The sequence below is a fragment of the Tessaracoccus coleopterorum genome, assembly GCF_011174705.1.
Taxonomy (GTDB): Bacteria; Actinomycetota; Actinomycetes; order Propionibacteriales; family Propionibacteriaceae; genus Arachnia; species Arachnia coleopterorum.
The window spans coordinates 1,308,732-1,331,304 of sequence record NZ_JAANIJ010000001.1 but is presented as its reverse complement, the minus strand read 5'-3'; the positions used below and the strand labels follow the sequence as shown (position 1 = coordinate 1,331,304).

Below are 22,573 nucleotides of genomic sequence, written 5' to 3'. Positions count from 1 at the left end.
CATGCGCGAGAAGATCAACGACCCGTCGATCTCGCCCGCGGAACGTCTGGCGGCCCTGCAGGAGTACCTGCAGGGCTCGCCCTCGTTCCCGGCGTTCGTGACGGAATCCAACAACCACGTCCACACCATCTACAGTTTCAGCCCCTACACGCCCGCCGCCGCCGCGCTGCGGGCCCGGGAGGCCGGGCTGATGGTCGTCGGCTCCGTCGACCACGACTCGGCCGCCGGGGCAGGCGAGATGGCCGCGGCCGCCACGGCGCTCGGGATGGGCGCCGTCACCGGCTTCGAATGCCGCGTCTACGTCCACAGCGCCGAGGAGGTGGCCTCCAGCAACGCCCCGCTGCACGACCGGAAGCTCAACAACCCCGACACCGAGGGCATCGCCTACATGACGGTGCAGGGCATCCCCGCGCACCAGCGCGACGCCGTCGCCGCCTACCTGGCGCCGATCCGTGAGGCGCGGCTGCGCCGCACCGGCGAGATGGTGGAGCGCGCCAACGTCATCCTGACCGGGCTGGGCGCCGAGGCCATCGATGTCGAGCGTGACATCGTCGGCCGCTCGCAGTTCCGCTCCGGCGGCTCCGTCACCGAGCGTCACCTGCTGGCGGCCATGGCCGACAAGCTCATCGCACGCTTCGGCCGCGGTCAGGGGCTCGTCGACGGGCTCGCCGAGCTCGGCCTGAACCTGGCAGACAAGGTGCGCGCCCAGCTCTCGGACGTCGACAACCCGCACCTGACGTTCGACCTGCTCGGCGTCATGAAGGCGGAGTTCCTCGAGAAGATCTACGTCGTCCCCGCCCGCACGCAGGACGGCGGCGAGTGCCCGTCGATGGCCGAGGTGATCGCCTTCGCCACGTCCGTGGGCGCGATCCCGTGCTACGCCTACCTCGGCGACGTGACCGCGTCCCCGACCGGCGACAAGAAGGCGGAGAAGTTCGAGGACGACTTCCTCGAGGAGCTGTTCGGCGAGCTGCGCCGCCTCGGCATGCCCGCCATCACCTACATGCCGCCGCGCAACACGGCGGAGCAGATGGCCCGCATCGCGGCACTCGCCGCCGAGTACGGGCTGCTCGAGGTCTCCGGCGTCGACATCAACACGCCGCGCCAGCAGTTCAACTGCGTGGAACTCCAGCGCCCCGAACTGAGCCACCTCAACGACGCCACCTGGGCGATGGTGGCCCACGAGCTGGTCTCCGACGTGGACCTCGCGCTGGGGCTCTTCTCCCAGGAGGGGCCGCTGGCGGGCTGCCGCTGACCGAGCGTGTCGGCCGCTACGGCGCGCTGGGCAGGGCGGTCGTCGACGGCGAGCTGACGGTCGACCAGGCCGTCACGGAACTACGGAAGGGCTGATCCGATGGACGTTGTCGACATCGCGCCGCTGGTGCGCGGCGCCTACCTCGAACGACTCGGCGTTCCCGTCGTGGCGCGGAAGCTGCCTGAAGCCGACGAGCCGGACCCCGAGCTGGCCGTCACCCCGTCGAGGGCCTGCGGGCCGCCGACGCGGACTGGGGATGGCCATGGTCGAGGTCGAGGTCCTCGACCAGCTGCCCGCCGCGCTCGCCGTGGCGCCGCTCGCCGAGAAGCTCCTCGTAACCGTCGGCGGCGAGACCTACGGGTTCGCCGTCGGCACCGTCGGGGCCCCACACCGCTTCCGCACGGCAAGACCGCGGCCGCCTCGGCGGCCGCGGCCCGCGCCCGCGTGGTGGAGGGCAAGGTCGCCGTCGTCACGGGCGGCGCCCAGGGCTTCGGCGCCGAGATCGTCCGCGGCCTGGTGTCGTCGGGCGCGTTCGTCTACATCGCCGACCTCAACGGTGACGGCGCGGCCGCGCTGGCCGCAGAGCTCGGCCCGCAGACGGCACCGATCACCGTCAACGTGGCCGACGAGGCTTCGGTGCGCGCCATGGCGGAGACCATCGCCGCCACCACAGGCGGGCTCGACCTGGTCGTCTCCAATGCGGGTATCGTCCGGGCCGGAAGCGTGCTCGAACAGGACCTTGCCTCGTTCCAGCTGACCACCGACATCAACTACACGGCGTTCTTCCTGATCACCAAGCACCTGGGCGGCCTGCTGGCCACGCAGCGCCGCACGGCACCGTCGTGGACCACCGACATCATCCAGATCAACTCGAAGTCGGGCCTTGTCGGGTCGAACAAGAACGGCGCATACGCCGGGTCGAAGTTCGGCGGTATCGGCCTCGTGCAGAGCTTCGCGCTGGAGCTGGTCGAGCACGGGATCAAGGTCAACGCGATCTGCCCCGGCAACTTCTACGACGGTCCGCTGTGGTCCGATCCCGATCGCGGGCTGTTCGTGCAGTACCTCCGCTCCGGCAAGGTGCCCGGCGCGACCACCGTCGACGAGGTGCGCGAGTTCTACGAGGCGAAGGTCCCGCTGCGCCGCGGCACCTACGGCTCCGACGTGATGCGCGCGATCTACTACCTCATCGAGCAGGAGTACGAGACCGGCCAGGCGGTGCCCGTCACCGGTGGACAGGTGATGCTCAGCAGCTAGTGGCACGGCTGGGCAGCTGGGAGACTTGGGGCATGTCCGAACCGCTCCGCGTCCTCATCCTGCCCAGCCCGCTGCTCCCGGTGATGGCCTACCGGCCGCTCGCCGACTCGCTGAAGGCCGCCGGCCACACGGCCGGCGTCGCCGAGGTGGGCAGGCTGACCGATGCCACCGCCATCGTCGGGCCTGGCGGGCGGAGGCCGGATCGGCCGACGTGCTCGTCGCCCACAGCAACGCGGGGCTCCTCGCCCGCTGGTCGCCGCCCCGGAGCAGCCGGTGGTGTTCGTGGACGCGGCGCTGCCTCCCGCCTCCGGTGGCTTCGAGTTGGCCAAGGGCGGGTTGCTGCCCATGCTGCAGGGCCTTGCCGACCGCAAGGGTAACCTTCCCGAGTGGACACGTTGGTGGCCCAGACAGGCCTTCGACGAGATCGTCCCCGAGCCGCTGTTCCGGAAGCTGGACAAGGCGTGCCCCCGCCTCCCGCTCTCCTACTTCGAGCAGTCGCTGACGGTTCCCGAGGGATGGGCGGACCGGCCCGCCGGCTACCTGGCGTTCGGGGTGGCCTACACCGACGAGCGGGAGCAGGCCCGTGACTGGGGTTGGCCGTGGAGGGCCATGCAGGGGCGCATCTCCACCTGCTCGTGCGCCCGGACGAGGTGGCCGCCGCCGTCCTCGACCTGGCGGCCCGGGCCGGCGAGGGCTGACCGGGCTCAGCTGCGGCGCCGCCAGGTGTCGAGGGCAACGTCCACCAACTGGCCGCGCGGGCCGATCTTGTCGAGCCTGTCCAGCGGCACCCACTCGGCCCGCTCGGTCGACCCGCCCACCTCGACCACGCCGAGGGTTCCGCCGACGATGTGCGCCGTGAAGATGATCCGCACCGCGTTGAAGGGCGGGATGCTCGTCGTCCATCCGCGCCCAGGAGTGCGTCGTCAGGTAGTCGTCGAGCTCGACGCGGAAGCCCGTCTCCTCGAACACCTCCCGGATCACGGCGCCCTCGACCTGCTCGCCGAGCTCGACCCCGCCGCCCGGCAGCGTCCAGGAGGCCCAGTCCGGGCGGCCCTGCCCGTTCCACCAGGTCAGCAGCACCGAGTCACCGTCGAAGATGAGCGCGTAGGCGCCGACCCGGGTGTCGTAGTCACGGAAATCCATGCGCAGAGCCTAACCGGGCCTCGCGCGGGCTCCCAATGGAGAGGGCCCGAGCAGGTATGAGTTGCTCGGGCCCCTTCGAGGTGACCGGCGTGCGGCAGCGCGTCGATCCGGGTGGACGTCCGGGTATTCCCCTGCCCGCCCTGCCGGTCGGGCCCGGTGGGCCGCAGCCCCGGAGTGGGGAAGAAGGACTCTTCCATCCCAATTGACCCTCGGGCGACGGGCCCTCGGTCGGGTGGACCGGGTGTACCTCGCCGTCTCGTCTCGACGGCCCGCGGATCGCTCCGCTGGGGAGGAGGTGCCTCAACCCATCCCTGTTGACAACAGTTGGCGTCACTGCCATCGAGGACGTATCCGCCTGACACGTTCGCCCGCCGCCTTGCGGGCCCCTTGCGGGAAGTGGACGTCGGATTGGTTGTCCTCCGCTCTCCACCGGAGTGGATTGCGTAGGCATATTCCACCACTGCCCTCGGAACCCCGCAGGGAAACCGCGGAAATATCGGTAAAGACCGTGGTCAGCGCGGCGTGTCTGACTTGACAGTCGGGTCCGGGGTTGTGCTGTTCCGCCGGCGGCGTGTCGCTGTGCGTCGATCGGGAATCTGGTGTGGAATGGCCGACGGACATGTCCGGGTCGAGTATGAGGCGACCCGGACATTTCGCTTCCCGGGCTCAGGGCCGGGCCGCCAGGCGGGATCGCGCCCGATCAGTGCGGCCAATCGGTCCTCCGGCCGGTGCGAGGGGTCGAGGATGACCGGCGTCCCGTACTGTCCCGAGCTCGCCAGGATGTCGCGCATCGGGGCCATCCCTCGAACATCGCGGCCGCGGTGGCCGGCTCCCAGTCGGGATCCTGGCCGGAGGCCTTGGCGAGGTCCCAGCGGTGCATGAACACGTCGGCGAGGTAGAACGTGTCCAGCGTCTCATCGAGGCGGCGCGGCCCCGTGGGTGACGCGACGACCCGGCCCGCGACTTCGGGATCGTCGAGGAGGGTCTGCACAGCCTCGCTGTGGGTGCGCCACACGGCGACGGGTCGTCGCCCTTCACCGTTTCCATCTCCACGCCGAGCCGCCGAGAAACCCCGGCAGCCAGGTCACCAGATGGGTGACGACGTCCCTGGCCCGCCACTCGGGCACCGGTGTGAGGGCGTCCCAGTCGGTGACGCCCTCGGCGATGGCCGCGAACCTGGCGGCGAGCTCAGCGTGTCGGATGGCGATTGTGCTCATGGGCCGACGATACGCCCGGAAGGGCCGTCCGGACCCCGGAGACAGCGTTGTCTTTTGTGTCGCGGGAGTCTAGGGTCGTGGGGAGAGCGCCCCCACGGAGTGGGCGTAGAGAGTCGAAGGAGACCACCGTGCCGGACGCGTCGTCGCTGACCGAGCCCTACACGCTGAGCTGGTTGGAGGAGCAGCGCGCAGGGCTGCTCGACTTCTACCAGCCCCAGGTGTGCATCCCAGGGGAGGGTTCGCGTACCTGGATCACAAGGGCAACCCCGTCCCGGGGCAGGGGCGCATCTCTACCTCGGCGCCCGCATGATGCACTGCTTCTCGATCGCCCACCTCCTCGGTCGGCCGGGCGCGGCCGAGGTCGTCGAGCACGGGCTCGACTTCTATCTGGACGGTGGGGGTCGCGACCATGAGTACGGCGGTTTCTACGCCACGGTCGGGGCGACGCCCCGTCCGACCGCAAGGAACTCTACGGGCAGGCGCACGTCCTCCTCGCCGCCTCCTCGGCGCTCACCGCAGGCTTCGAGCGGGCACGGCCCTGCTCGACCACGTTCTCGAGCTGATCGACACCCGCTACTGGCGCGAGGATGACGGGCCTGCGTCGAGGCGTACGACCGGGCGTTCCGCGTCTCCGACCCGTACCGCGGGCAGAACGCCAACATGCACCTGACGGAGGCGTTCATGGCGGCCTACGAGGCCACCGGCGACCGGCTCCTGCTCGATCGGGCGGCCCGGATCGCCCGGCGGATCGCCGAGCCGGCCGCCGACCCCGCCGAAGGCTCCTGGCGTCTCGTCGAACACTTCGACGAGGGCTGGAACCCGCTGCCCGACTTCAACCGCGACGACCCCACCATCCCTTCCGCCCGTTCGGGTCGCAGCCCGGCCACTGGCTGGAGTGGGCCAAGCTGCTGATGCAGATGAAGGGCTCGGGTCGAGGGCGACTGGATGGACACTGCCGCGGCCAGGCTCTTCGACGGCGCCTTCGCCGACGCATGGCTGCCCGGGTTCGCCTACACGGTCGATTGGGACGGCACCCCGGTGGTGCGTGAGCGCTACTTCTGGGAGCCGCCGGAGGGCATCGGCGCGGCCCACTATCTCCACCTGGCCACCGGAGACGCCCGCTACCTCGAGCGCTACCGCGAGCTCTGGCAGTACTGCGACGAACGCTTCATCGACCACGTCGACGGCTCCTGGTTCCCGAGCTCGACGACAACGGGGAGCCCGTCACACACACGTGGCCCGGTAAGCCCGACCTGTACCACGCGTTCCAGGCCACGCTCTACGCATTCACGCCGCTGAACCTGGGGCTCACCGCCTGGGCCCGCACCCAGAGCGTCGGGGGAACTGACCGACATGGGCGAGCTCACGATCGCGGCGGGCGGCACGACGGCCAGCATCACTCGTCGCGGCGCCATGACGACAGGCCGCTTCTCCCTCGGTGGCCGCACCGTGGAACCGCTGTACGTGGCCGGATGGCCGGGTTTCCCGGAGGACCGGCTGCTCGACAGGCTGCGCGGCGACTTCCCCTGTGTCCCGTTCGGGATCACGCCGGCCGCACCACTGCCCGGCTGGCCGCAGGGAGAACCCGCCCCGGCGAGCTGGCCCACGGCTACTCCTGCCATGCCGACTGGGAGGTCGTGGAGCGGGCGGACGACCGGGTGGTCCTCACCGTCGCCTACCCGACGGCGACCCCGTCGAGCGGTTGACCCGCGAGGTCACCTGCAGCGCGGCGGGGATCGCGTTCGAGGACCGGGTCCTGACCCGGGTGGACACCGCGCTCCCGCTGGGGCTGCACCCGATCTTCCGACTGCCCGACCGCGTCGGGGAGCGACCCTCGAGCTGCCCGCGGCCCGCTGGATCGAGAGCTCGGCGGCGGCGCCGGAGCCGACCTCGAGGCTGCTCCCGGGGCAGCGGTTCGACGATGCCGTCTCGGCCCCAGCCGTCGGCGGCGGCACCGTCGACCTCAGCCGCCTGCCGTGGGATTCCCGGAGCGAGGACCTCGTGCTCCTCGTCGACGTCGCCCCGACCGGTTTCGCCATCGTCAACCACGACGAGGGATACCGGGCACGGCTCACCTGGGACACGTCGGTTCTGAACCACCTGATGCTGTGGCTGAGTCAGCGCGGCCGTGACTACGCGCCCTGGGGCGGCACGAACCTCTGCGTCGGTGTCGAACCGGTCACAGCGGCCTTCGACTACGGAACCTCCGTCAGTGGCCAGCCCAATCCCCTGACGGCTTCCGGCGCGGCGACCGCCGTCAACCTCACCGCCGGTGAAGAGCTCGTCTTCCGGCATGCCATCTCGGTCGAAGAGGCGTGAGATGACGGAGCTCCAGATCGTCGGGCACGTCTGCGTCGACATCGCGCCCGGGATCGGGGCAGACGTCTCGCTCGAGCCCGGCGTCCTGTCTGAAATCGGCGCGCCGCGCATCTCCGTCGGTGGCGCCGTGGGCAACGGGGCGCGCGCCGCGGCGGGGCTCGGGCGCGACTTCGCGGTGGCCTGCCGGATCGGGAGCGACGCGCTGGGCGGCCTGTGCGGGCGGCGCTCGAGGAGTTGGCGCCGGGCCGGGTGAGCCTCAGCCGCTCCGACACGGCGGCGACGTCGTACTCGGTGGTCGTGCAGCCCCCGACCGCGACCGCAGCATCTGGCACCACACCGGCACCAACGACGAGTTCGACGGCACCTGCGACCTGGTGGGGCGTCGCTCGTGCACTTCGGGTACCCGACCCTCGCGCCCGCCATGACGGCGGACCTCGGGGCCCGACCGTGGCCCTGTTCGAGCGGGCCCACGCGCAGGGGTCGGCCACCTCGCTCGACCTGTCGTTCTGCGCGGACAACTCGCCGCTGCGCGGATACGACTGGGAGGGGTACCTCGCGGCCGTGCTGCCGCACACGGACGTCTTCTGCCCGAGCTGGGACGACCTGACGAGCGCCCGCGGCGAGGCGAGTCCACCGGAGCCCGGGCGGTCGACGCGGAGGCGCGGCGCCTGCTGGCGCTGGGAGCCGGGGTGGTCGTCATCACGCTGGGTGCGGAGGGTCCCATCTCGCGACCTCGGGGCCGACGGCGTCCACCGGCTCGCCGGGGCGCTGGGCGTCGACCCGTCGCTCTGGGCCGACCGCACCGCCCGGATCCCCGCGGCCCCCTGAGGCGCTTCATCTCGTCCAACGGTGCGGGCGACACCTTCACGGTCGCGTTCCTCGCCGCCGCGCTCGACGGGCGCGACGCCGTCGATTCCGCCCGCTGGGCCGCCGCTGTCGTCGGACGCGCCATCCAGGGCGACCCGCTGGTGGCGCCGTGAGCAGGGCCGTCGTCTTCGGCGCCGGAGGCATCGGCCGCGGCTTCGTGGGTGCCCTGTTCGGATCGGCCGGATGGCGCGTCACCTTCGTCGACGTCGCGGAGCCGCTGGTCGCCAGGCTGGCGGCCGACGGCCGCTACCGCCAGGTGGTCGTGCGGGACGACGGGGAGACCTTCGTGGAGATCCCGGGTGTCGACGCGCTTCTGTTGGGTGACGAGGCCGCCGTGGTCGGTGCGCTCATCGATGCGGACATCGTTGCGACGGCGGTGGGGGCCGAGAACCTCCCGCCGGTGGCCCGGCTGCTGGCCGCGGGACTCGAGGCAAGGGCCGGTCGGGTGGGGCCCGTTGGACGTGCTCGTGTGTGAGAACCTCCACGACGCGCCCGCCGTCCTCATGGACCTGGTGAAAGGCGAGGCGCGTGGGACCTCGCCCCGGTCGGCATGGCGCGCACCTCGATCGGCCGGATGGTGCCCATCCAGATCCCCGACCCAGGGCACCCGCGGACGTGCGCGTCGAACCGTACTCGCTCCTCCCGTACGAGGCCGCGGCACTCCTGGGCCCACCCCCGCAGGTCCGGGGTTGGTCCCTGTCGAGGGGGACTTCGACTTCTACGCCGATCGGAAGCTGTACCTGCACAACCTCGGCCACTGCCTCCTCGCCTACCTGGGGAGGGACAGGGGCTCACCCACATCTGGGAGGCCGTCGGCCGGTTCGACCTGCGCTACCTGGTGCGCTCGGCCATGGTGGAGGCGGCCTCGGCGCTCAGCCTCCGCTACGGGCAGGCCCTCGGGCCGCTGCTCGACCACGTCGACGACCTGCTCGCGCGCTTCGGCAACCGCGGGCTGGGCGACACCACTGCCCGGGTGGGCCGTGACCCGGTGCGGAAGATGCAGCCCGGTGACCGGCTGCTCGGCGCCTACCTGCTCTGCCGCGCGGAGGGCATCGCGCCGCGGCACGTGTCGCTCGGCGTCGTGCTCGGGGCCGCCGCCTCAGCCAGGAGCCCGGCTGGGATGCGGACCGGGCATGGGCGCTGGTCCGCGACGCCGTCGGACACGACGACCTGGTGGCCCTGCGCGTGCTGGACGAGGCGGTCGGCGGCCGTTTCGACGGCCGGCGCTTCTCCGACCTGCTCGATTCGGGTTTCCGGGACGGCACCGTCCTCTGAGGAGGGCGGCCGAGGATGAGGCATGGATAGCAGACGGCGACCGACCATGGCCGACGTGGCCAGGGCCGCGGGGGTGAGCCTGAAGACCGTTTCGAGGGTGGTCAACGGGGTGCCCACGGTCGACGCGGGCCGGGTGGCCCGGGTAAACCGTGCCATCGGGGATCTCGGCTACCGCCACAACCTCGTGGCCGCGGGTCTCAAGGCCGGATCCGGGACACGGCTGATCGGGCTGATCACGGCCGACATCTCGGATCCGTTCTTCGGATCGGTCGCCGCCGCTGTCGACGCTGTGGCCCGGTCGCGGGGCTTCGGTGTACTGATGACCGGTTCCACGGAGAGCCCGGAGGCCGAGAGGGGCCTGGTCCTCGACCTGTGCGCCCGTCAGGTCCGGGGCTGATCGTGACCCCGGCGGGGGATCGTGTGCCTACCTGGCAGACGAGGTGGACCGCGGGTTGCGGGTCGTGTTCGTCGACCGTCCGGCGGAGGGTATCGAGGCCGACACGGTGCTCGTCGACAATCGCGGGCTCGGTCGGCGGATGGCGGAGCTCGCGGTGGAGCGGGGGCACCGCCGGATCGGCATCCTGCTGGGCAATGAGTCGGTCTACACGCACCGCGAGCGGTTCGCGGGCATCCGGGAGGCGCTCCGGGCGGCCGGTGTCGGGTTGGACCCGGACCTGGTGGTGAGCGACATCACCGAGCCGCATGGGGCCGAGGGGGTGCACGCCGCATCCTGTCGCTGCGGGAACCACCGACCGCGCTGTTGTGCACCAACAACCGGTTGACCCTGGGCGCGCTGGGTGCCTTGTGTGGCTCCCGGCAACGGGTCGACCTCATCGCCTTCGACGAACCCGAGTACGCCGACGTGCTGCCGATACCCGTCACCCTGATCGCGCAGGACCCGCGCGAGCTGGGCAGGATCGCGGCCGAGCGGCTCTTCGCACGGCTCGACGGTGACCCTTCGCCCGCCGCGACGATCCGGGTGCCCACCGAGTTGGTCGTGCGTGGAGGGGCTTGGGGCTGAACAGGCGGGACACGCTGCGGCAAAAAAACTTCTCTGGCGTTTCGCCCCGAATCCGGGAATCCGACCTATGCTGGTTGGAAGCTGAACCCAACCCCTGGGAGGCAATCTATGGGTCAACATGAGTAGATCTGAAACAGTCGGACAGGTAGGGATCCGCTTCGGCGGACACGCTCGGAGTCGAGCACCTCGCCGCGATGAACAGATGAGAGATCGCCTCTGAGCCAGCCCATGGTGGGCGTCAGGATCCGAGTGCAGACCGGTCAACCGGTCGCGCGAGGTGAAGGCCGAGGACATCGAAACGATCAAGCGAAACATGTTCACGGGCGGGAGGCGGAAGCCGAAGCACCCCACCTCACGAGACGAAAGCCGTGGTCGCCCCCTCTACAGGGGGCGACCACCTGCGTTTGCGGCCCCGGCGCGTACCCGTCCCAGCCCCTGTGTGCGGAAGATAACGAAAAGGACACAGATATGAGACAGCGTTGTCTGAACGGGTCTGTTGAGTTTATGGTTCCGTGCAGGAGGCGTTGCACTGTCGCTGCGCCGAGTCGAAGGAGACTTGCCAATGTCCAAGAGGCCCTATTCGCAGGCGTGTTGCTGGCTGCCGCACTCGCCTTTTCCGCTTGTGGTACCCAGTCGGGGACCGAATCGCCCGCTCCGGGTGAGACTTCGGCCGGTGGAGGTGAAACGTCGAAGGCCCTGACCATCGGCCTCGTCATGCTCCAGGGCGATGACTAATCCAAGAACATCCAGACCGGCATGGAGAACGCCGTCAAGGCCGACGGAGGCACCGTTGTCCCAGTGAACTCCAACAATGACCCGGGCACCGAGGCCCAGAGTGTGCAGAACCTGATCCAGCGCAAGGTGGATGCCATCATCATCCAGCCCGTCAGCGTCGACTCCTCGATGGCGACCCTGAAGAGCATCAAGGACGCGGGCATCCCGATGATCTGTTACGGCAACTGCACCGGTGAGGCGCTGAACCCCGACCTGGTGCAGGGTGCGGCCCAGTCCGACAACACCGCCCTCGGCACCGCGACCGGTGAGGCGGCGGCCAAGTACATCAAGGACAACCTCGGCAACAAGGCCGTCATCGGGATCCTCAACTGCGACGCCGCCGCAGAGACCTGCAAGCTCCGCAAGGCCGGATTCAAGAAGGCTCTCGAGGATGCAGGTGTCGAGGCCGACTACGCCGCCGACCAGGAGGGCTACCTCGCAGACAAGGCGACGCCCATCGCCACCAACATGCTGTCGTCCAACCCCGGCATCAACGTGATGTGGGGCTCGAACGAGGGCGGCACCGTCGGCCTCGTGACAGCGGTCAAGCAGGCCGGGGCGAAGGTCGCCGTCTTCGGCACCGACATCTCGGAGCAGATCGCGGGCTTCGTGAAGGACGGCTCGCTGCAGGCGACCACCGGACAGGATCCGCAGAGCACGGCCGCGAAGGCCTACGAGATGGCGAAGAAGGCGATCGCAGGTGAGAAGAACGACCCGATCGAGGAACTCATCCCCGGCATCACCTACAGCCACGATGACCTGACCACCACCGAGGAATACCTGAACCGCTGATCAGATCCACGCCACAGGAGGTCGGAGATGGAAGAATCTCCCGCAGAACGCGAGGCAGAGGTCGTCCTCGAGTGCCGCGAGTTGAGCAAGAGTTACGGCCGGGTGCGGGCGCTCCGGTCCGCCTCCCTCGTCCTGCGCAAGGGCGAGGTACGGGCTCTGCTCGGCAAGAACGGCGCCGGGAAGTCGACGCTCGTCAAGCTGCTGGCAGGGTTGGAGACACCCGACCGGCCGGGCGGAGAGATCCTCCTCGACGGCCACCCTGTGGCGTGGACCAACGCCCACGACGCCCAACAGGGTGGCGTCGCGGTCGTCCACCAGGAGTTTTCACTGGTGCCGGAACTGTCCGTCGCCGAGAACATCACCCTGGGACGCTGGCCCCGGCGCGCAGGCATCGTGGATCACCGTGAGGTGCGGAGGCGGGCCACCGAGGCGATGGACCTGTTGGGGGTGAAGCTGCCCCGGGATGCCGGTCAGCCGGCTCTCAACGGCGCAACAGCAGTTGGTTGAGATCTCCAAGGCGCTGTTGACGAGGCCGAAGGTGCTGATCCTCGATGAGCCGACCAGCGCGCTCAACACGGCCGAGGTCGACGTCCTGCTCGCCCTCCTGCGACGCCTCGCAGGCCAGGGCGTGGCCATCATCTACGTGTCGCACCGGATGCGGGAGATCCCCGCCGTGGCCGACACCCTCACCGTCCTCAGGGACGGCGAGGAGGTCGCGACGCGCAGGGTGTCGGAGGTGACGACCGAGGAGGTCGCCAGGATGATCGCGGGCACTGAGGGCTCGCGGCCGAGGAACGGGCCCGCCACGAACCGCGCGACCCCTCATCGACCGTCATCCTCGAGGTCGAGGATCTCAGCATCTCCGGGATTCTGGAGGGTGTCGACCTCATCCTCCGCGAGGGCGAGGTGCTCGGGATCGCCGGGCTCCTCGGCTCCGGCCGCACCGAACTGCTCGAGTCGATCTTCGGCACCCGCCGTGACGCCACCGGCACCGTCCGCGTAAACGGTCGGGAGATGACCCACCGCACGCCCGGCCGGATGCTCGCGGTGGGGGTCGCCATGACCACCGAGGACCGCAAACGCACCGGCATCGTGCCCATCCTCAGCGTCGCCGAGAACATGATGCTCACGGCGCGGTCACGGGTCATCGGGCGCACCCTCATCGACGTCTTCAAGGAGCGGGCGTCGGTGGCAGACCTCATCGCCCGGCTGCGGATCCGGGCCTCCAGCGGTCGGCAACCCATCGGGACGCTGTCCGGCGGGAATCAGCAGAAGGCGGTCATCGGCCGCTGCCTCGCAAGTGAGATGAGGGTCCTGCTGCTCGACGAGCCGACCCGGGGCGTCGACGTGGATGCCAAAGGCCAGATCTACGAACTCATCCGGGAGCTCGCGACGGCGGGCGTCTCATCCATCTTCGTCTCCTCCGAGTTGGAGGAACTCACCCAGGTCTGCGACCGGGTGCTCGTGCTCCGCGACGGCATGATCCGTGAGGAGGTCCCGGGCACCGAAGCCTCGAGCGACCGCCTCCTCGCCCTCGCGATGAAGGGAAAGGAAGGTCACCTCGCATGACCACCACGACAGAGACCACGAAGAACACGCACGGTGGCCTCCGGGGGCCCTCGCCTGGGAGGGCACCGGCCTACTGGGCGTGCTGATCCTCGTGTTCATCCTGCTCTCGTTCTTCGCCCCCAACTTCCTCACGGCAGGCAACCTGCTCAATGTGCTGCAACAGGCGGCGTTCTTCGGCATCGTCGCTTTCGCCATGACGCTCGTGATCGTCTCCGGCGAAATCGACGTGTCGGTCGGCTCGCAGGCCGCCCTGACGTCGTCGCTGGTGGGCTACATGGTCGGGATGATGGGCTGGAACATGGCCGTCGCCTGCCTCGTCGCCATCGTGGTCGCGGTGTTCTTCGGCGCCTTCGTCGGCTTCATCCGGCACGTGTTCAACGTGCCGACGTTCATCGGCACCCTCGCGCTGTACCTGGCGTTGCGGGGAGCTGCGATGCTCATCACCAACACGTTCCCCATTCCGCTCGACCCATCGGTGTTCTTCTACTGGGCAGCGGCAGGATTCTCGGCATCCCGGTGGCGGCGATCTACCTCCTGATCGCGTTCGCGGTCGTGGCGTTCATCGCCAAGTCAACCGTCTTCGGGCGCTCCGTGTACGCCGTCGGCGGCAACGCGAAGGCGGCCGAGGTCTCGGCATCAACGTCTTCCGGGTCCGCATCATCGTCATGTCGATCAGCGCCTTCACCGCAGCGATCACCGGCCTGCTGCAGACCGCCCAACTGTCCTCCGGCAACAGCAACATCGCCCAGGGGCTCGAGTTCGACGCCATCGCGGCCGCGGTCATCGGCGGCACGTCGATGGCCGGCGGCAAGGGGTCGGTGGCGGGAACCCTCATCGGTGTCCTCTTCGTCGCGATCCTCCTCAACGGCATGGTCCTGCTCGGTATGAACCCGTACCTCCAGCAGGTGGTCCGCGGCACCCTCGTGCTCATCGCCGTCATGATCAACGTCATCAGGGCCCGTAGGGCAGAGGCGTCCGCGTGAATTCAGCAGCGTTCCGGACCGGCTCCCGGGGTGGGGCGACCCGCCACGCCACGGTAACTTGTTGCTTGTTTGACTGAGGAGGTGGGGCATGGGCAGCCAGCGGCGACCGACGATGGCCGACGTGGCGGAGCTCGCCGGGGTCAGCCTCAAGACCGTCTCCAGGGTGGTCAACGGCGTCGCGACGGTGGACGACGAGATGGCCGCACGCGTGATCAGGGCCGTCGAAGAACTCGGCTACCGGCACAATCTGCTCGCGGCGAGCCTCAAGTCGGGGCGGGGTCGCGGCTCATCGGGCTCATCACCGCCGACATCTCCGACCCGTTCTTCGGGTCGGTCGCACGGGCCGTCGACGAGACGGCCCGGGAGCGTGGCTACGGGTGCTGATGACCGGCTCCGCGGAGAGCCCTGCGACCGAGCGGGAGATCGCCCTCGACCTGTGCGCGCGGCAGATCCGCGGCCTGATCGTCACCCCGGCGGGCGACTCGTGTGCCTACCTCACCGACGAGATCGCCCGTGGGTTGCAGGTGGTGTTTGCCGACCGCCCAGGGGTGGGGTCGACGCCGACACCGTGCTGGTCGACAACCGGGGCCTGGGACGGCGGATGGCAAAGCTGGCCGTCGAGCGTGGGCACCGCCGGATCGGCATCCTGCTGGGAAGCGAATCGATCTACACCCACCGTGAGAGGTTCGCCGGCATCATGGAGGCGCTGGGCGCTGTCGGTATCGAGATCGACCCCGAGCTCATCGTCCGTGACGTGTCGGAGCCCTCGGAGCGGAGGGTGGGGCCGTCCGGGTGCTGTCCATGGACGACCCCCCGACGGCGCTCATGTGCACCAACAACCGGCTGATCCTCGGCGCGGTCGCGGCCCTGCGGGTCGCGGAGCGGCGATCGGAGCTCTTCGGCTTCGATGTCCCCGAGTATGCGTCCGTGCTGCCCGTGTCGGTGACGCTTGTCGCCCAGGACCCCGGTCGGCTCGGACGGCTTGCGGCCGAGCGGCTCTTCGCCCGGCTCGAGGGCGACACCTCGCCGGCCACCACGTACCGGCTGCCGACCGATCTCGTGGTGCGTGGCGGAGCCTGGTAGTCCAGCCAGTCCCTGGACGCGGTGCCGCCGGCGTCCGGTTGTGACCCCCTCATCCGCTTCACTGTGGTCGCCACACACTTACGCGCAAAAGGGGATCACATGTTCTTCACGAGACTGCCCGGGGCGATGCTCGCCGCCGGTCTGCTGGCCGGGATGGGGATCGTCGCGGCGGCCCCGCAGGCCTCGGCCGACGGCACCGCCCAGGACGCGCCCGCTCCCGTGAGCGGGATCGCGGAGCAGCTCCGGCCCACCCTGGCCACCGGTGCGGGGTCGTCTCCCCGCAGGCGGCGACCAACGCGCTCATCGGACAAAACCAGACGCTCTGCACCAACACGTCGCGGTGCGGGATCTCCCTGCCCGTCTCCACCACCCAGAACGGATGAGGGAGGGCCAGCCGTTCAACGTGAACGTGGAGGGCCAGGCGGGCAAGACGGTCCAGATCCGCGTGTTCGCGGTCAAGTGGACCGGCAAGGACACGTACGATTTCGTGCCGATCTCGGACACCGTCCCGGCGACGCTCGTGCAGCAGGGCACACAGAACTACGGCTACGCGAGGGTTTCGGTCACCGTGCCGACGCCGCCCGCGGGGTCGACGGCGGGGAGATCTTCATCCAGGGTGCCGACTTCCGCAAGGGTGACTCCATGGTCGGTACCTACGCCGACACCGAGACGACAACCTCGCAGAAGAACTGGCAGGTGCTCACCTCGCGCGGCAGCGACCGCGGGTTCAAGCCGACGACCATCGGCAGCGATGGCGTCATGTTCCGCACGCTGGAGGCCGGGCTGCCGGGCCAGAAGTACGGCGTCCAGCTGCTCCGCAACGGCGCCTGGACCGACATCACCTACCAGGGCTACGCGACGGTGGGCGAGCGCGGCACCACCAGCGTCATGGGCAAGCTTCCCGCCGGCCTTGCCACCGGCAAGTACCGCACGCGGCTCGTCAACGTGACCAAGGGCTACACGGACATCAGCGGCGACCTGCCCTGGACGTACTTCACCTGGACGCGGTCGGCCCCGCCGGTGCCCGGCGATCCCGACTTCAACGTCTACACCCAGCCTGGCGTCTGGCGCCACAACGGACGCGACTGGAAGACGTCGTGCGAGAAGTACTCGCCCACCATCAACCGCTGCCGCACCGAGATCTACGCCACCCAGATCACCTACAGCAAGGGCAAGTTCACCACGGCCAAGGGCTACGTGTTCAACAATCTGACCTACCTGCCCTCGCCCCGCGCCACCTGGGCCAGCAACCCGCTCGGAGGTTACGGGAAGGTCGGCTACAACAAGGCCTGGACGGCGACCGACGGCCGCAAGTGGCGCACTGAATGCGACACCGCGTCCAGCGGCCGCAACGGGTGCCGCTCCTACATCTGGGCCACCGTCGCCGAGCAGGTCAACGGGAAGTACCGCACCACCCAGAAGTGGCTGTTCAACAACATCGTCCAGTTCGGCGGCTGAACCCGTGAGGTGGCCCCGGAGCCCGCTCCGGGGCCACCTCGACCAGGAAAACCTCAGGCAGGTCGTTCCGGTTCTTCCGAAGCCGACCTATGCTGGTTGGACCTGATCCCCACCCCTTGGGAGGAACCTATGGGCTTAGAAGACAAGATTCAGGAAACTATCGGTAAGGCCAAGGAAGGCATCGGCGAAGCGCTCGGAAACGAGGACCTCAGCCGCGATGGACGCAAAGACCGCCTCGAAGCCAGCACCAGGGAACTGGGCGAGAAGATCCAGGAGAAGGCCGGCTTGGTAGCCGACACCGTCTCGGAGAAGGCTGAGGACATCAAAGACAGGTTCAAGAGCGGCTCCTGGTAGCTCGCCAGCCTGAACCGGCCCACGAAAGCAGTGGTCGCCCCTCAAGTGCGGGGGCGGCCACTTCGTGTCTGCGGCGAGACCGGTCAGGCGATGCGCCGGGCCCGCGCGACCTCCTGGCTGACCTGGCCGTCCCAGTTCCGCGGCGTCCACGCCTGTGCCGAGGTCCACTCCGACCGGCACCCCGTGCACTGGAAGACCTGCCTTCCGCCGATCTCCTCGTCGGTCGGCTCCCAGACGCATCGCGACTGACATTCGTTGGCTACGAGTTCACGCTCCATTGCTTCTCCTCGAGATGGTTGGGCAGCACTATAGTGCTGGCCCCGACGCCCGGCCGCGAGGGGGAAAAGGGGAGGGAATAGCCTTCCCGTCCAAGCGGCCCCGAGCGGGTCAGTAGACTCCCAGCTGGGAGCGCCAAAGACCAGAGCCAGTCGCCGGCAGCGGCGGGTCGGGCCCGGGAGAGCGTTCCCTCAGAATTTCGCAATCGCAGGGGAGAGTCAGTGAACTGGAATGGGACGGCGCCGCGGCGCCGTATCGGGGCCGTGCGGCTTTGGTCATCGCGGCCCCGCTGGGGGTCAGCCTGCTGGTGGCGGGCATGCTGCCCGCGGCCAATGCCGCGGAGGTGCGGATCAACCCCTTTGCTGTCAACGGGGGTTCACGGTGCTCGCGCAGGGTGACGCCACCCTCGGCAACGGCGAGCTCGAGGGCTCGATCGCCGTGACGGGGCGGATCGTCAGCACGAAGCAGAACTTCCCGCTCGTGCACAAGGTGGCCGGGCTGGGTGACTACACCATTCCGTCGATCGACGGGGTGCCCGTTCGCCTCCTCGCGGGCAGCTTCGCGAGCGGTGGCGATTGGGAGAACGGGCTTGCCATCACGAACGCCGGGGCCCCGCCGGCAGCAACGAGGGGAACGGGATCGCCAAGCTGGTGGACACCGATGGCTTGCAGGCCTCCTCCCGTGGGTGGAACTGGACGCGGGTCACCACCGGGCCGGCCATCCTGGATCTCGAGGCGCTGCCCTTCGTGGACCAGGCGTCCGCGCTTGCCGCCATGAAGACCCGGGCCTCGAGCGTGGCGGACTACCTGCCCGACCTCGACTCCCGGATCACGACGGTCAACGAGTGCCTCGCCACCTATGACAAGACCAACGACGATGTGGCGTTCCCCAGCGTCGACGGCAACACGCTGACCGGGTTCGCCACCGACCGCCCCAACGTGATGAGCTACTCCGACCTGGTCGGAAAGCGCATCGATCCCGGCTCCTACGAGCCGACCGCCGCGGCCCCGCTTATCGTCCAGGTGCCGGCAGGCACCACGCGGCTCGACAAGCTCGACTTCGGCGGTTGGGACGCCACCGCCGGCGCCGATCAGGCCTTCGCCCGCTACATCCTGCTCGATCTGTCCAGGGTCACGGGCGACGTGACCATCGACGGGCTCGAGATGGGGCGGTCTGGTCGCCCGATGTCAACCTGACGTTCAACAGCAACATCACCACCAACGGCCAGTGGATCTCGCGCAACTTCGCCTCCGGGCCGGGCGCAGGCGAGCAGCACCACCACAGCTTCTCTGCCGAACTGCCCTGTGGCACCGTGACCCTGAGCCGTCGGTGACGCCGTCGCCTGAGCCGTCTGAGGAGCCGTCGGTGACGCCGTCGCCTGAGCCGTCTGAGGAGCCGTCGGTGACGCCTTCGCCTGAGCCGTCTGAGGAGCCGTCGGTGACGCCGTCGCCTGAGCCGTCTGAGGAGCCGTCGGTGACGCCTTCGCCCACGCCCACTGCCACGGTGACGCCTGAACCGTCGGAGAGCCCGTCGTCCACGCCGAGGCCAACGGCTTCGCCGACCTCGTCTGCTACGCCGGGTGGTCGACCGGGTCTACCGTCCTCGGGGCCGGGGTGAAGGTGCTGCCGCGCTGACGGGCGCCGCCCTGCTCCTGGCCACAGCGCTCGCGGCCGGCGTCCGGTTCGCCCGACGCGGCTGACCCTCTGGGGCCTGAAAAGGGGCGGGTGTGACGATGGTCACACCCGCCCCTCTTGCGTACCGCCGGGCCTTTCCGTCGGTCGCAGACGATCGTCTCTACCCTACCAATTCAGGTCAGACCAGTTCTGGAGGGGGTGCCTCAACCGACGCCCCGGCCCCATGATTGGATGGTTCCCATGACTGCGCGAAAGATCGGCGTTACGGAGCTCGTCCTCCGAGATGCACATCAGAGTTTGATGGCGACCCGCATGGCCATGGAAGACATGGTTGATGCGTGTGAGGATATCGACAAGGCCGGTTACTGGTCGGTCGAGTGCTGGGGCGGTGCGACGTTCGACGCCTGCATCCGATTCCTCAATGAAGACCCCTGGAAGCGTCTGCGGACCTTCCGTGAACTGATGCCCAACTCGCGGTTGCAGATGCTGCTGCGCGGGCAGAACCTCCTCGGCTACCGCCACTATGAGGACATGGTGGTGGAGAAGTTCGTGGAGAAGTCCGCCGAGAACGGCATGGACGTCTACCGCGTCTTCGACGCCCTGAACGACCCCGCAACATGGCTCGCGCCATGGCCGCCGTCAAGGCGGCGGGGAAGCACGCCCAGGGCACGATCTGCTACACCGTCTCCCGGTCCACACCGTGGAGGGCTACATCAAGCTGGCGGGCCAGCTGCTCGACATGGGCGCCGAGTCCATCGCGCTGAAGGACATGGCTGCGCTGCTGCAGCCGCAGCCCGCCTACGACATCGTCAAGGGCATCAAGGACACCTACGGCGACGTCCAGATCAACGTCCACTGCCACTCGACCACAGGCGTGACCCTCGTGTCGCTCATGAAGGCCATCGAGGCCGGCGCCGACGTCGTCGACTCCGCGATCTCCTCGATGTCGCTCGGCCCGGGCCACAACCCCACCGAGTCGCTCGTCGCGATGCTCGAGGGCACCGGCTACACCACGGACCTCGACATGGAGCGCCTCCTGCGCATCCGTGACCACTTCGCGGGCGTCCGCCCCAAGTACAAGGAGTTCGAGTCGGCCACCCTCGTCGACACCGACATCTTCTCCTCGCAGATCCCCGGCGGCATGCTCTCCAACATGGAGTCGCAGCTCAAGGCCCAGGGTGCGGGCGACCGCATCCGTGAGGTCATGGAGGAGGTGCCGCGGGTCAAGGCCGACGCTGGCTACCCGCCGCTCGTGACCCCCTCGTCCCAGATCGTCGGCACCCAGGCCGTGTTCAACGTCCTGATGGGCCGTTACAAGGTGATGACGGGCGAGTTCGCCGACCTGATGCTCGGCTACTACGGCGAATGCCTCGCCCGCGCAATGAAGAGGTCGTCGCCCTGGCGCAGGCCCAGAACAAGAAGGACGTCATCACGGTTCGTCCGGCCGATCTCCTGAAGCCGGAGTGGGGCGAGCTCACCGCCACGGCGTCGAAGCTCGAGGGCTTCGACGGCTCGGAGGAGGACGTCCTCACCAACGCGATGTTCCCCGGTGTCGCGCCGAAGTTCTTCCAGAGCAGGGCTGAAGGCCCCAAGAGCGTCGCGAAGACCCCGGCCCAGCTCGCCGCCGAGAAGTCGGCAGCGGCTGGCCCGGCCAAGGGCATCACCGGCCCAGTCAAGTACAACGTCACCATCGCCGGTCGCTCGCACAGCGTCGCGGTCGAGCCGGCCTAAGGAGATCACGGATGGCTATCCAGCACACGATGGAACAGCGGCTCGAGCAGCTCGCTGAGCGCCGCGCGGCGGTTGAGGCCGGCGGTGGCGAGAAGCGGATCGAGAAGCAGCACGCGCAGGGCAAGATGTCCGCGCGTGAGCGTCTCGCGGCGCTCCTCGATGAGGGCTCCTTCCAGGAGGACGGCGCCTTCCGCCGCAACCGCACCACCACGTTCGGCATGGACAAGGCGGACATGCCCGCCGACGGCGTCGTCACCGGCTCCGGCTCGGTGCTCGGCCGCCCCGTCCACTTCGCCTCCCAGGACTTCACCGTCATGGGCGGTTCCGCGGGCGAGGCCCACTCGATCAAGGTGACGGAGGCCCTCAAGGCCTCCCTGATGACCGGCACGCCGTTCGTCTTCATCAACGATTCGGGCGGCGCCCGTGTCCAGGAGGGCATCGACTCCCTCTCTGGCTACGGCAAGGTCTTCTACGCCAACGTCCTCCTCTCCGGCGCGGTTCCGCAGATCTCGATCATTGCCGGCCCCTGCGCCGGTGGCGCGGCCTACTCGCCCGCGCTGACCGACTTCATCATTCAGACCCGCAAGGCCCACATGTTCATCACGGGCCCCGGCGTGATCAAGCAGGTCACCGGTGAAGAGGTCACGCAGGACGACCTGGGTGGCGCCGACGCGCACATGGGTCGCTCCGGCGTCGTCCACTTCGTTGCCGACGATGACGAGCAGGCGATCCTGATCGCCAAGAAGCTGCTCAGCTTCCTGCCGCAGAACAACACCGAGGACGCCCCGATCGTGGATCCCGACTTTGTCGTGGAGCCAAACGAGAAGCTGCGCGACATCCTGCCGGTCGAGTCGAACAAGGGCTACGACGTCCGCGATGTCATCCGCGAGGTCGTCGACCACGCCGACTTCCTGGAGGTCCAGGCCGGTTGGGCGCAGAACATCGTGGTCGGCTTCGGCCGCATCGTCGGTCGCTCCGTCGGCATCATCGCCAACCAGCCGAGCGTCATGTCGGGCGTGCTCGACATCGACTCCTCCGACAAGGCGAGCAAGTTCGTCCGCTTCTGCAACGCGTTCAACATCCCGGTCGTGAACCTGGTCGACGTCCCCGGATTCCTGCCGGGTGTCGCGCAGGAGCACAACGGCATCATCCGCCACGGCGCGAAGATGCTGTACGCCTACTCCGCCGCCACCGTCCCGAAGATCACGGTCGTCCTGCGCAAGGCCTACGGCGGCGCGTACCTGGCCATGTGCTCCAAGGATCTCGGTGCCGACAAGGTGTTTGCCTGGCCCACCGCGGAGATCGCCGTCATGGGCGCCGAGGGCGCCGCGAACGTCGTGTTCCGCCGGGAGATCGAGGCTGCCGAGGACAGCGACGCGAAGCGCGCCGAGATGGTCGAGGAGTACCGCGAGACATTCTCCACGCCCTACATGGCAGCCAGCCGTGGCCTCGTCGACGACATCATCGACCCGGCAGACACCCGCCGCCAGATCGCCCTTGCGCTCGAGCTGCTCTCCGCCAAGCGGGAGCTCCGCCCGGCCAAGAAGCACGGCCTCGGCCCGGCCTGA

33 protein-coding genes and 1 pseudogene are annotated in these 22,573 nt (G+C 69.0%); 29 read left to right on the top strand and 5 right to left on the bottom strand.

Annotated features, from left to right (window positions below; translation table 11 throughout):
- Position 1: 1 nt before the first annotated feature.
- Together G7085_RS08500 and G7085_RS08495 are read left to right on the top strand one after the other, a co-directional pair.
- Positions 2–1,255, top strand: a complete 1,254-nt coding sequence (locus G7085_RS08500; RefSeq protein WP_197510631.1) for a PHP domain-containing protein — start codon at positions 2–4, stop codon at positions 1,253–1,255.
- Positions 1,256–1,354: 99 nt separating this feature from the next.
- Positions 1,355–2,509 carry an SDR family NAD(P)-dependent oxidoreductase gene (locus G7085_RS08495; protein ID WP_231979340.1) on the top strand — a complete coding sequence of 385 codons (1,155 nt, stop codon included), beginning with the start codon at positions 1,355–1,357 and terminating at the stop codon, positions 2,507–2,509.
- A gap of 54 nt (positions 2,510–2,563) precedes the next feature.
- Here G7085_RS08495 and G7085_RS34550 read toward each other — a convergent pair whose 3' ends face one another.
- The 3 genes from G7085_RS34550 to G7085_RS08480 form a co-directional block, all read right to left on the bottom strand.
- Positions 2,564–3,652 (bottom strand): NUDIX hydrolase, encoded by a 1,089-nt coding sequence (locus G7085_RS34550; protein ID WP_197510630.1) that lies wholly within the window; start codon positions 3,650–3,652, stop codon positions 2,564–2,566.
- 700 nt (positions 3,653–4,352) lie between these two features.
- Positions 4,353–4,667, bottom strand: a complete 315-nt coding sequence (locus G7085_RS08485; RefSeq protein ID WP_197510629.1) for a hypothetical protein — start codon at positions 4,665–4,667, stop codon at positions 4,353–4,355.
- Positions 4,668–4,686: 19 nt separating this feature from the next.
- The gene (locus G7085_RS08480) at positions 4,687–4,869 is read right to left on the bottom strand and encodes a maleylpyruvate isomerase N-terminal domain-containing protein (protein WP_197510628.1); all 183 of its coding nucleotides are present in this window, start codon (positions 4,867–4,869) and stop codon (positions 4,687–4,689) included.
- 306 nt (positions 4,870–5,175) lie between these two features.
- On the opposite strand from G7085_RS08480, the gene G7085_RS08475 reads away from it, so the two are divergent.
- The 21 genes from G7085_RS08475 (at position 5,176) to G7085_RS08385 (ending at position 15,552) form a co-directional block, all read left to right on the top strand.
- On the top strand, positions 5,176–5,460 hold the full coding sequence (locus G7085_RS08475) for an AGE family epimerase/isomerase (RefSeq protein ID WP_231979338.1): 285 nt from the start codon (positions 5,176–5,178) through the stop codon (positions 5,458–5,460).
- Between the two features lie 69 nt (positions 5,461–5,529).
- A complete protein-coding gene (locus G7085_RS34545) occupies positions 5,530–5,781 on the top strand; it encodes an AGE family epimerase/isomerase (RefSeq protein WP_408647079.1) in 252 nt (83 codons plus the stop codon).
- Complete coding sequence (locus G7085_RS34540; RefSeq protein WP_408647195.1) at positions 5,682–5,918, top strand: AGE family epimerase/isomerase; 237 nt, start codon at positions 5,682–5,684, stop codon at positions 5,916–5,918. Before G7085_RS34545 ends, G7085_RS34540 begins: the two co-directional genes overlap by 100 nt.
- Entirely contained in the window at positions 5,815–6,168 is a 354-nt protein-coding gene (locus G7085_RS34535) for an AGE family epimerase/isomerase (RefSeq protein WP_197510626.1), read from the top strand. Before G7085_RS34540 ends, G7085_RS34535 begins: the two co-directional genes overlap by 104 nt.
- A 54-nt stretch (positions 6,169–6,222) precedes the next feature.
- The gene (locus tag G7085_RS08460) at positions 6,223–7,188 is read left to right on the top strand and encodes a hypothetical protein (protein ID WP_197510625.1); all 966 of its coding nucleotides are present in this window, start codon (positions 6,223–6,225) and stop codon (positions 7,186–7,188) included.
- A gap of 1 nt (position 7,189) precedes the next feature.
- Entirely contained in the window at positions 7,190–7,441 is a 252-nt protein-coding gene (locus G7085_RS08455; protein WP_197510624.1) for a carbohydrate kinase family protein, read from the top strand.
- Entirely contained in the window at positions 7,402–8,016 is a 615-nt protein-coding gene (locus G7085_RS08450; protein WP_197510623.1) for a hypothetical protein, read from the top strand. The genes G7085_RS08455 and G7085_RS08450 overlap by 40 nt, the downstream gene beginning before the upstream one ends.
- Positions 7,911–8,168, top strand: coding sequence for a PfkB family carbohydrate kinase (locus tag G7085_RS34530; protein WP_408647194.1), 258 nt, complete (start codon positions 7,911–7,913; stop codon positions 8,166–8,168). Before G7085_RS08450 ends, G7085_RS34530 begins: the two co-directional genes overlap by 106 nt.
- Positions 8,165–8,530, top strand: a complete 366-nt coding sequence (locus G7085_RS08445) for a mannitol dehydrogenase family protein (RefSeq protein WP_197510622.1) — start codon at positions 8,165–8,167, stop codon at positions 8,528–8,530. The genes G7085_RS34530 and G7085_RS08445 overlap by 4 nt, the downstream gene beginning before the upstream one ends.
- Positions 8,531–8,605: 75 nt before the next feature.
- Positions 8,606–9,349, top strand: coding sequence for a mannitol dehydrogenase family protein (locus G7085_RS34525; RefSeq protein WP_408647078.1), 744 nt, complete (start codon positions 8,606–8,608; stop codon positions 9,347–9,349).
- 3 nt (positions 9,350–9,352) lie between these two features.
- Positions 9,353–9,727: a LacI family DNA-binding transcriptional regulator gene (locus G7085_RS29955; RefSeq protein ID WP_331715556.1), complete on the top strand. Its 375-nt coding sequence runs from the start codon at positions 9,353–9,355 to the stop codon at positions 9,725–9,727.
- Between the two features lie 43 nt (positions 9,728–9,770).
- The gene (locus tag G7085_RS08430) at positions 9,771–10,112 is read left to right on the top strand and encodes a substrate-binding domain-containing protein (RefSeq protein WP_197510619.1); all 342 of its coding nucleotides are present in this window, start codon (positions 9,771–9,773) and stop codon (positions 10,110–10,112) included.
- The gene (locus G7085_RS08425) at positions 10,091–10,351 is read left to right on the top strand and encodes a substrate-binding domain-containing protein (protein WP_331715555.1); all 261 of its coding nucleotides are present in this window, start codon (positions 10,091–10,093) and stop codon (positions 10,349–10,351) included. Before G7085_RS08430 ends, G7085_RS08425 begins: the two co-directional genes overlap by 22 nt.
- A gap of 744 nt (positions 10,352–11,095) precedes the next feature.
- A complete protein-coding gene (locus G7085_RS08420) occupies positions 11,096–11,917 on the top strand; it encodes a substrate-binding domain-containing protein (RefSeq protein WP_331715956.1) in 822 nt (273 codons plus the stop codon).
- A gap of 81 nt (positions 11,918–11,998) precedes the next feature.
- On the top strand, positions 11,999–12,424 hold the full coding sequence (locus G7085_RS08415; RefSeq protein WP_197510617.1) for an ATP-binding cassette domain-containing protein: 426 nt from the start codon (positions 11,999–12,001) through the stop codon (positions 12,422–12,424).
- Complete coding sequence (locus G7085_RS32360) at positions 12,417–12,920, top strand: hypothetical protein (protein ID WP_197510616.1); 504 nt, start codon at positions 12,417–12,419, stop codon at positions 12,918–12,920. The genes G7085_RS08415 and G7085_RS32360 overlap by 8 nt, the downstream gene beginning before the upstream one ends.
- Positions 12,824–13,486: an ATP-binding cassette domain-containing protein gene (locus tag G7085_RS08405; protein ID WP_197510615.1), complete on the top strand. Its 663-nt coding sequence runs from the start codon at positions 12,824–12,826 to the stop codon at positions 13,484–13,486. Before G7085_RS32360 ends, G7085_RS08405 begins: the two co-directional genes overlap by 97 nt.
- Positions 13,487–13,565: 79 nt before the next feature.
- Positions 13,566–14,024, top strand: a complete 459-nt coding sequence (locus tag G7085_RS08400) for an ABC transporter permease (RefSeq protein ID WP_197510614.1) — start codon at positions 13,566–13,568, stop codon at positions 14,022–14,024.
- Positions 13,915–14,469, top strand: a complete 555-nt coding sequence (locus G7085_RS29950) for an ABC transporter permease (RefSeq protein ID WP_197512806.1) — start codon at positions 13,915–13,917, stop codon at positions 14,467–14,469. Before G7085_RS08400 ends, G7085_RS29950 begins: the two co-directional genes overlap by 110 nt.
- 88 nt (positions 14,470–14,557) lie before the next feature.
- Positions 14,558–15,316 carry a LacI family DNA-binding transcriptional regulator gene (locus tag G7085_RS08390; protein WP_197510613.1) on the top strand — a complete coding sequence of 253 codons (759 nt, stop codon included), beginning with the start codon at positions 14,558–14,560 and terminating at the stop codon, positions 15,314–15,316.
- Positions 15,271–15,552 carry a substrate-binding domain-containing protein gene (locus tag G7085_RS08385; protein WP_231979335.1) on the top strand — a complete coding sequence of 94 codons (282 nt, stop codon included), beginning with the start codon at positions 15,271–15,273 and terminating at the stop codon, positions 15,550–15,552. The genes G7085_RS08390 and G7085_RS08385 overlap by 46 nt, the downstream gene beginning before the upstream one ends.
- Positions 15,553–15,647: 95 nt before the next feature.
- Here the strand turns inward: G7085_RS08385 and G7085_RS08380 are convergent, their stop codons facing one another.
- Positions 15,648–15,812 (bottom strand): hypothetical protein, encoded by a 165-nt coding sequence (locus tag G7085_RS08380; RefSeq protein ID WP_197510611.1) that lies wholly within the window; start codon positions 15,810–15,812, stop codon positions 15,648–15,650.
- 382 nt (positions 15,813–16,194) lie between these two features.
- Here G7085_RS08380 and G7085_RS08375 point away from each other — a divergent pair, with 382 nt between their 5' ends.
- Together G7085_RS08375 and G7085_RS08370 are read left to right on the top strand one after the other, a co-directional pair.
- Positions 16,195–17,010, top strand: a complete 816-nt coding sequence (locus G7085_RS08375) for a hypothetical protein (protein WP_197510610.1) — start codon at positions 16,195–16,197, stop codon at positions 17,008–17,010.
- A 96-nt stretch (positions 17,011–17,106) separates the two neighbouring features.
- Positions 17,107–17,364, top strand: a complete 258-nt coding sequence (locus G7085_RS08370) for a CsbD family protein (RefSeq protein ID WP_231979334.1) — start codon at positions 17,107–17,109, stop codon at positions 17,362–17,364.
- Between the two features lie 83 nt (positions 17,365–17,447).
- Here G7085_RS08370 and G7085_RS08365 read toward each other — a convergent pair whose 3' ends face one another.
- Complete coding sequence (locus G7085_RS08365) at positions 17,448–17,642, bottom strand: hypothetical protein (protein ID WP_197510609.1); 195 nt, start codon at positions 17,640–17,642, stop codon at positions 17,448–17,450.
- A gap of 379 nt (positions 17,643–18,021) precedes the next feature.
- Between G7085_RS08365 and G7085_RS08360 the strand changes: the two genes are divergently transcribed.
- The 4 genes and pseudogenes from G7085_RS08360 to G7085_RS08345 all read left to right on the top strand — a co-directional run bounded on the left by G7085_RS08360 (position 18,022) and on the right by G7085_RS08345 (position 22,573).
- Positions 18,022–18,417, top strand: coding sequence for a collagen-binding domain-containing protein (locus G7085_RS08360; RefSeq protein ID WP_197510608.1), 396 nt, complete (start codon positions 18,022–18,024; stop codon positions 18,415–18,417).
- Entirely contained in the window at positions 18,387–18,836 is a 450-nt protein-coding gene (locus tag G7085_RS08355; protein WP_197510607.1) for a hypothetical protein, read from the top strand. The genes G7085_RS08360 and G7085_RS08355 overlap by 31 nt, the downstream gene beginning before the upstream one ends.
- Positions 18,837–19,514: 678 nt before the next feature.
- A pseudogene (locus G7085_RS08350) lies at positions 19,515–21,005 on the top strand (methylmalonyl-CoA carboxytransferase subunit 5S).
- Between the two features lie 11 nt (positions 21,006–21,016).
- Entirely contained in the window at positions 21,017–22,573 is a 1,557-nt protein-coding gene (locus G7085_RS08345) for an acyl-CoA carboxylase subunit beta (RefSeq protein ID WP_197510606.1), read from the top strand.

Bases quoted from the DNA above. Each gene is read 5' to 3' on its own strand.
- G7085_RS08500 (WP_197510631.1), top strand. From the start codon at position 2: ATGCGCGAGAAGATCAACGACCCGTCGATCTCGCCCGCGGAACGTCTG.
- G7085_RS08495 (WP_231979340.1), top strand. From the start codon at position 1,355: ATGGACGTTGTCGACATCGCGCCGCTGGTGCGCGGCGCCTACCTCGAA.
- G7085_RS34550 (WP_197510630.1), bottom strand. From the start codon at position 3,652: ATGGATTTCCGTGACTACGACACCCGGGTCGGCGCCTACGCGCTCATC.
- G7085_RS08480 (WP_197510628.1), bottom strand. From the start codon at position 4,869: ATGAGCACAATCGCCATCCGACACGCTGAGCTCGCCGCCAGGTTCGCG.
- G7085_RS08475 (WP_231979338.1), top strand. From the start codon at position 5,176: ATGATGCACTGCTTCTCGATCGCCCACCTCCTCGGTCGGCCGGGCGCG.
- G7085_RS34545 (WP_408647079.1), top strand. From the start codon at position 5,530: ATGCACCTGACGGAGGCGTTCATGGCGGCCTACGAGGCCACCGGCGAC.
- G7085_RS34535 (WP_197510626.1), top strand. From the start codon at position 5,815: ATGGACACTGCCGCGGCCAGGCTCTTCGACGGCGCCTTCGCCGACGCA.
- G7085_RS08460 (WP_197510625.1), top strand. From the start codon at position 6,223: ATGGGCGAGCTCACGATCGCGGCGGGCGGCACGACGGCCAGCATCACT.
- G7085_RS08455 (WP_197510624.1), top strand. From the start codon at position 7,190: ATGACGGAGCTCCAGATCGTCGGGCACGTCTGCGTCGACATCGCGCCC.
- G7085_RS34525 (WP_408647078.1), top strand. From the start codon at position 8,606: ATGGCGCGCACCTCGATCGGCCGGATGGTGCCCATCCAGATCCCCGAC.
- G7085_RS29955 (WP_331715556.1), top strand. From the start codon at position 9,353: ATGGATAGCAGACGGCGACCGACCATGGCCGACGTGGCCAGGGCCGCG.
- G7085_RS08390 (WP_197510613.1), top strand. From the start codon at position 14,558: ATGGGCAGCCAGCGGCGACCGACGATGGCCGACGTGGCGGAGCTCGCC.
- G7085_RS08385 (WP_231979335.1), top strand. From the start codon at position 15,271: ATGGACGACCCCCCGACGGCGCTCATGTGCACCAACAACCGGCTGATC.
- G7085_RS08375 (WP_197510610.1), top strand. From the start codon at position 16,195: ATGGTCGGTACCTACGCCGACACCGAGACGACAACCTCGCAGAAGAAC.
- G7085_RS08365 (WP_197510609.1), bottom strand. From the start codon at position 17,642: ATGGAGCGTGAACTCGTAGCCAACGAATGTCAGTCGCGATGCGTCTGG.
- G7085_RS08345 (WP_197510606.1), top strand. From the start codon at position 21,017: ATGGCTATCCAGCACACGATGGAACAGCGGCTCGAGCAGCTCGCTGAG.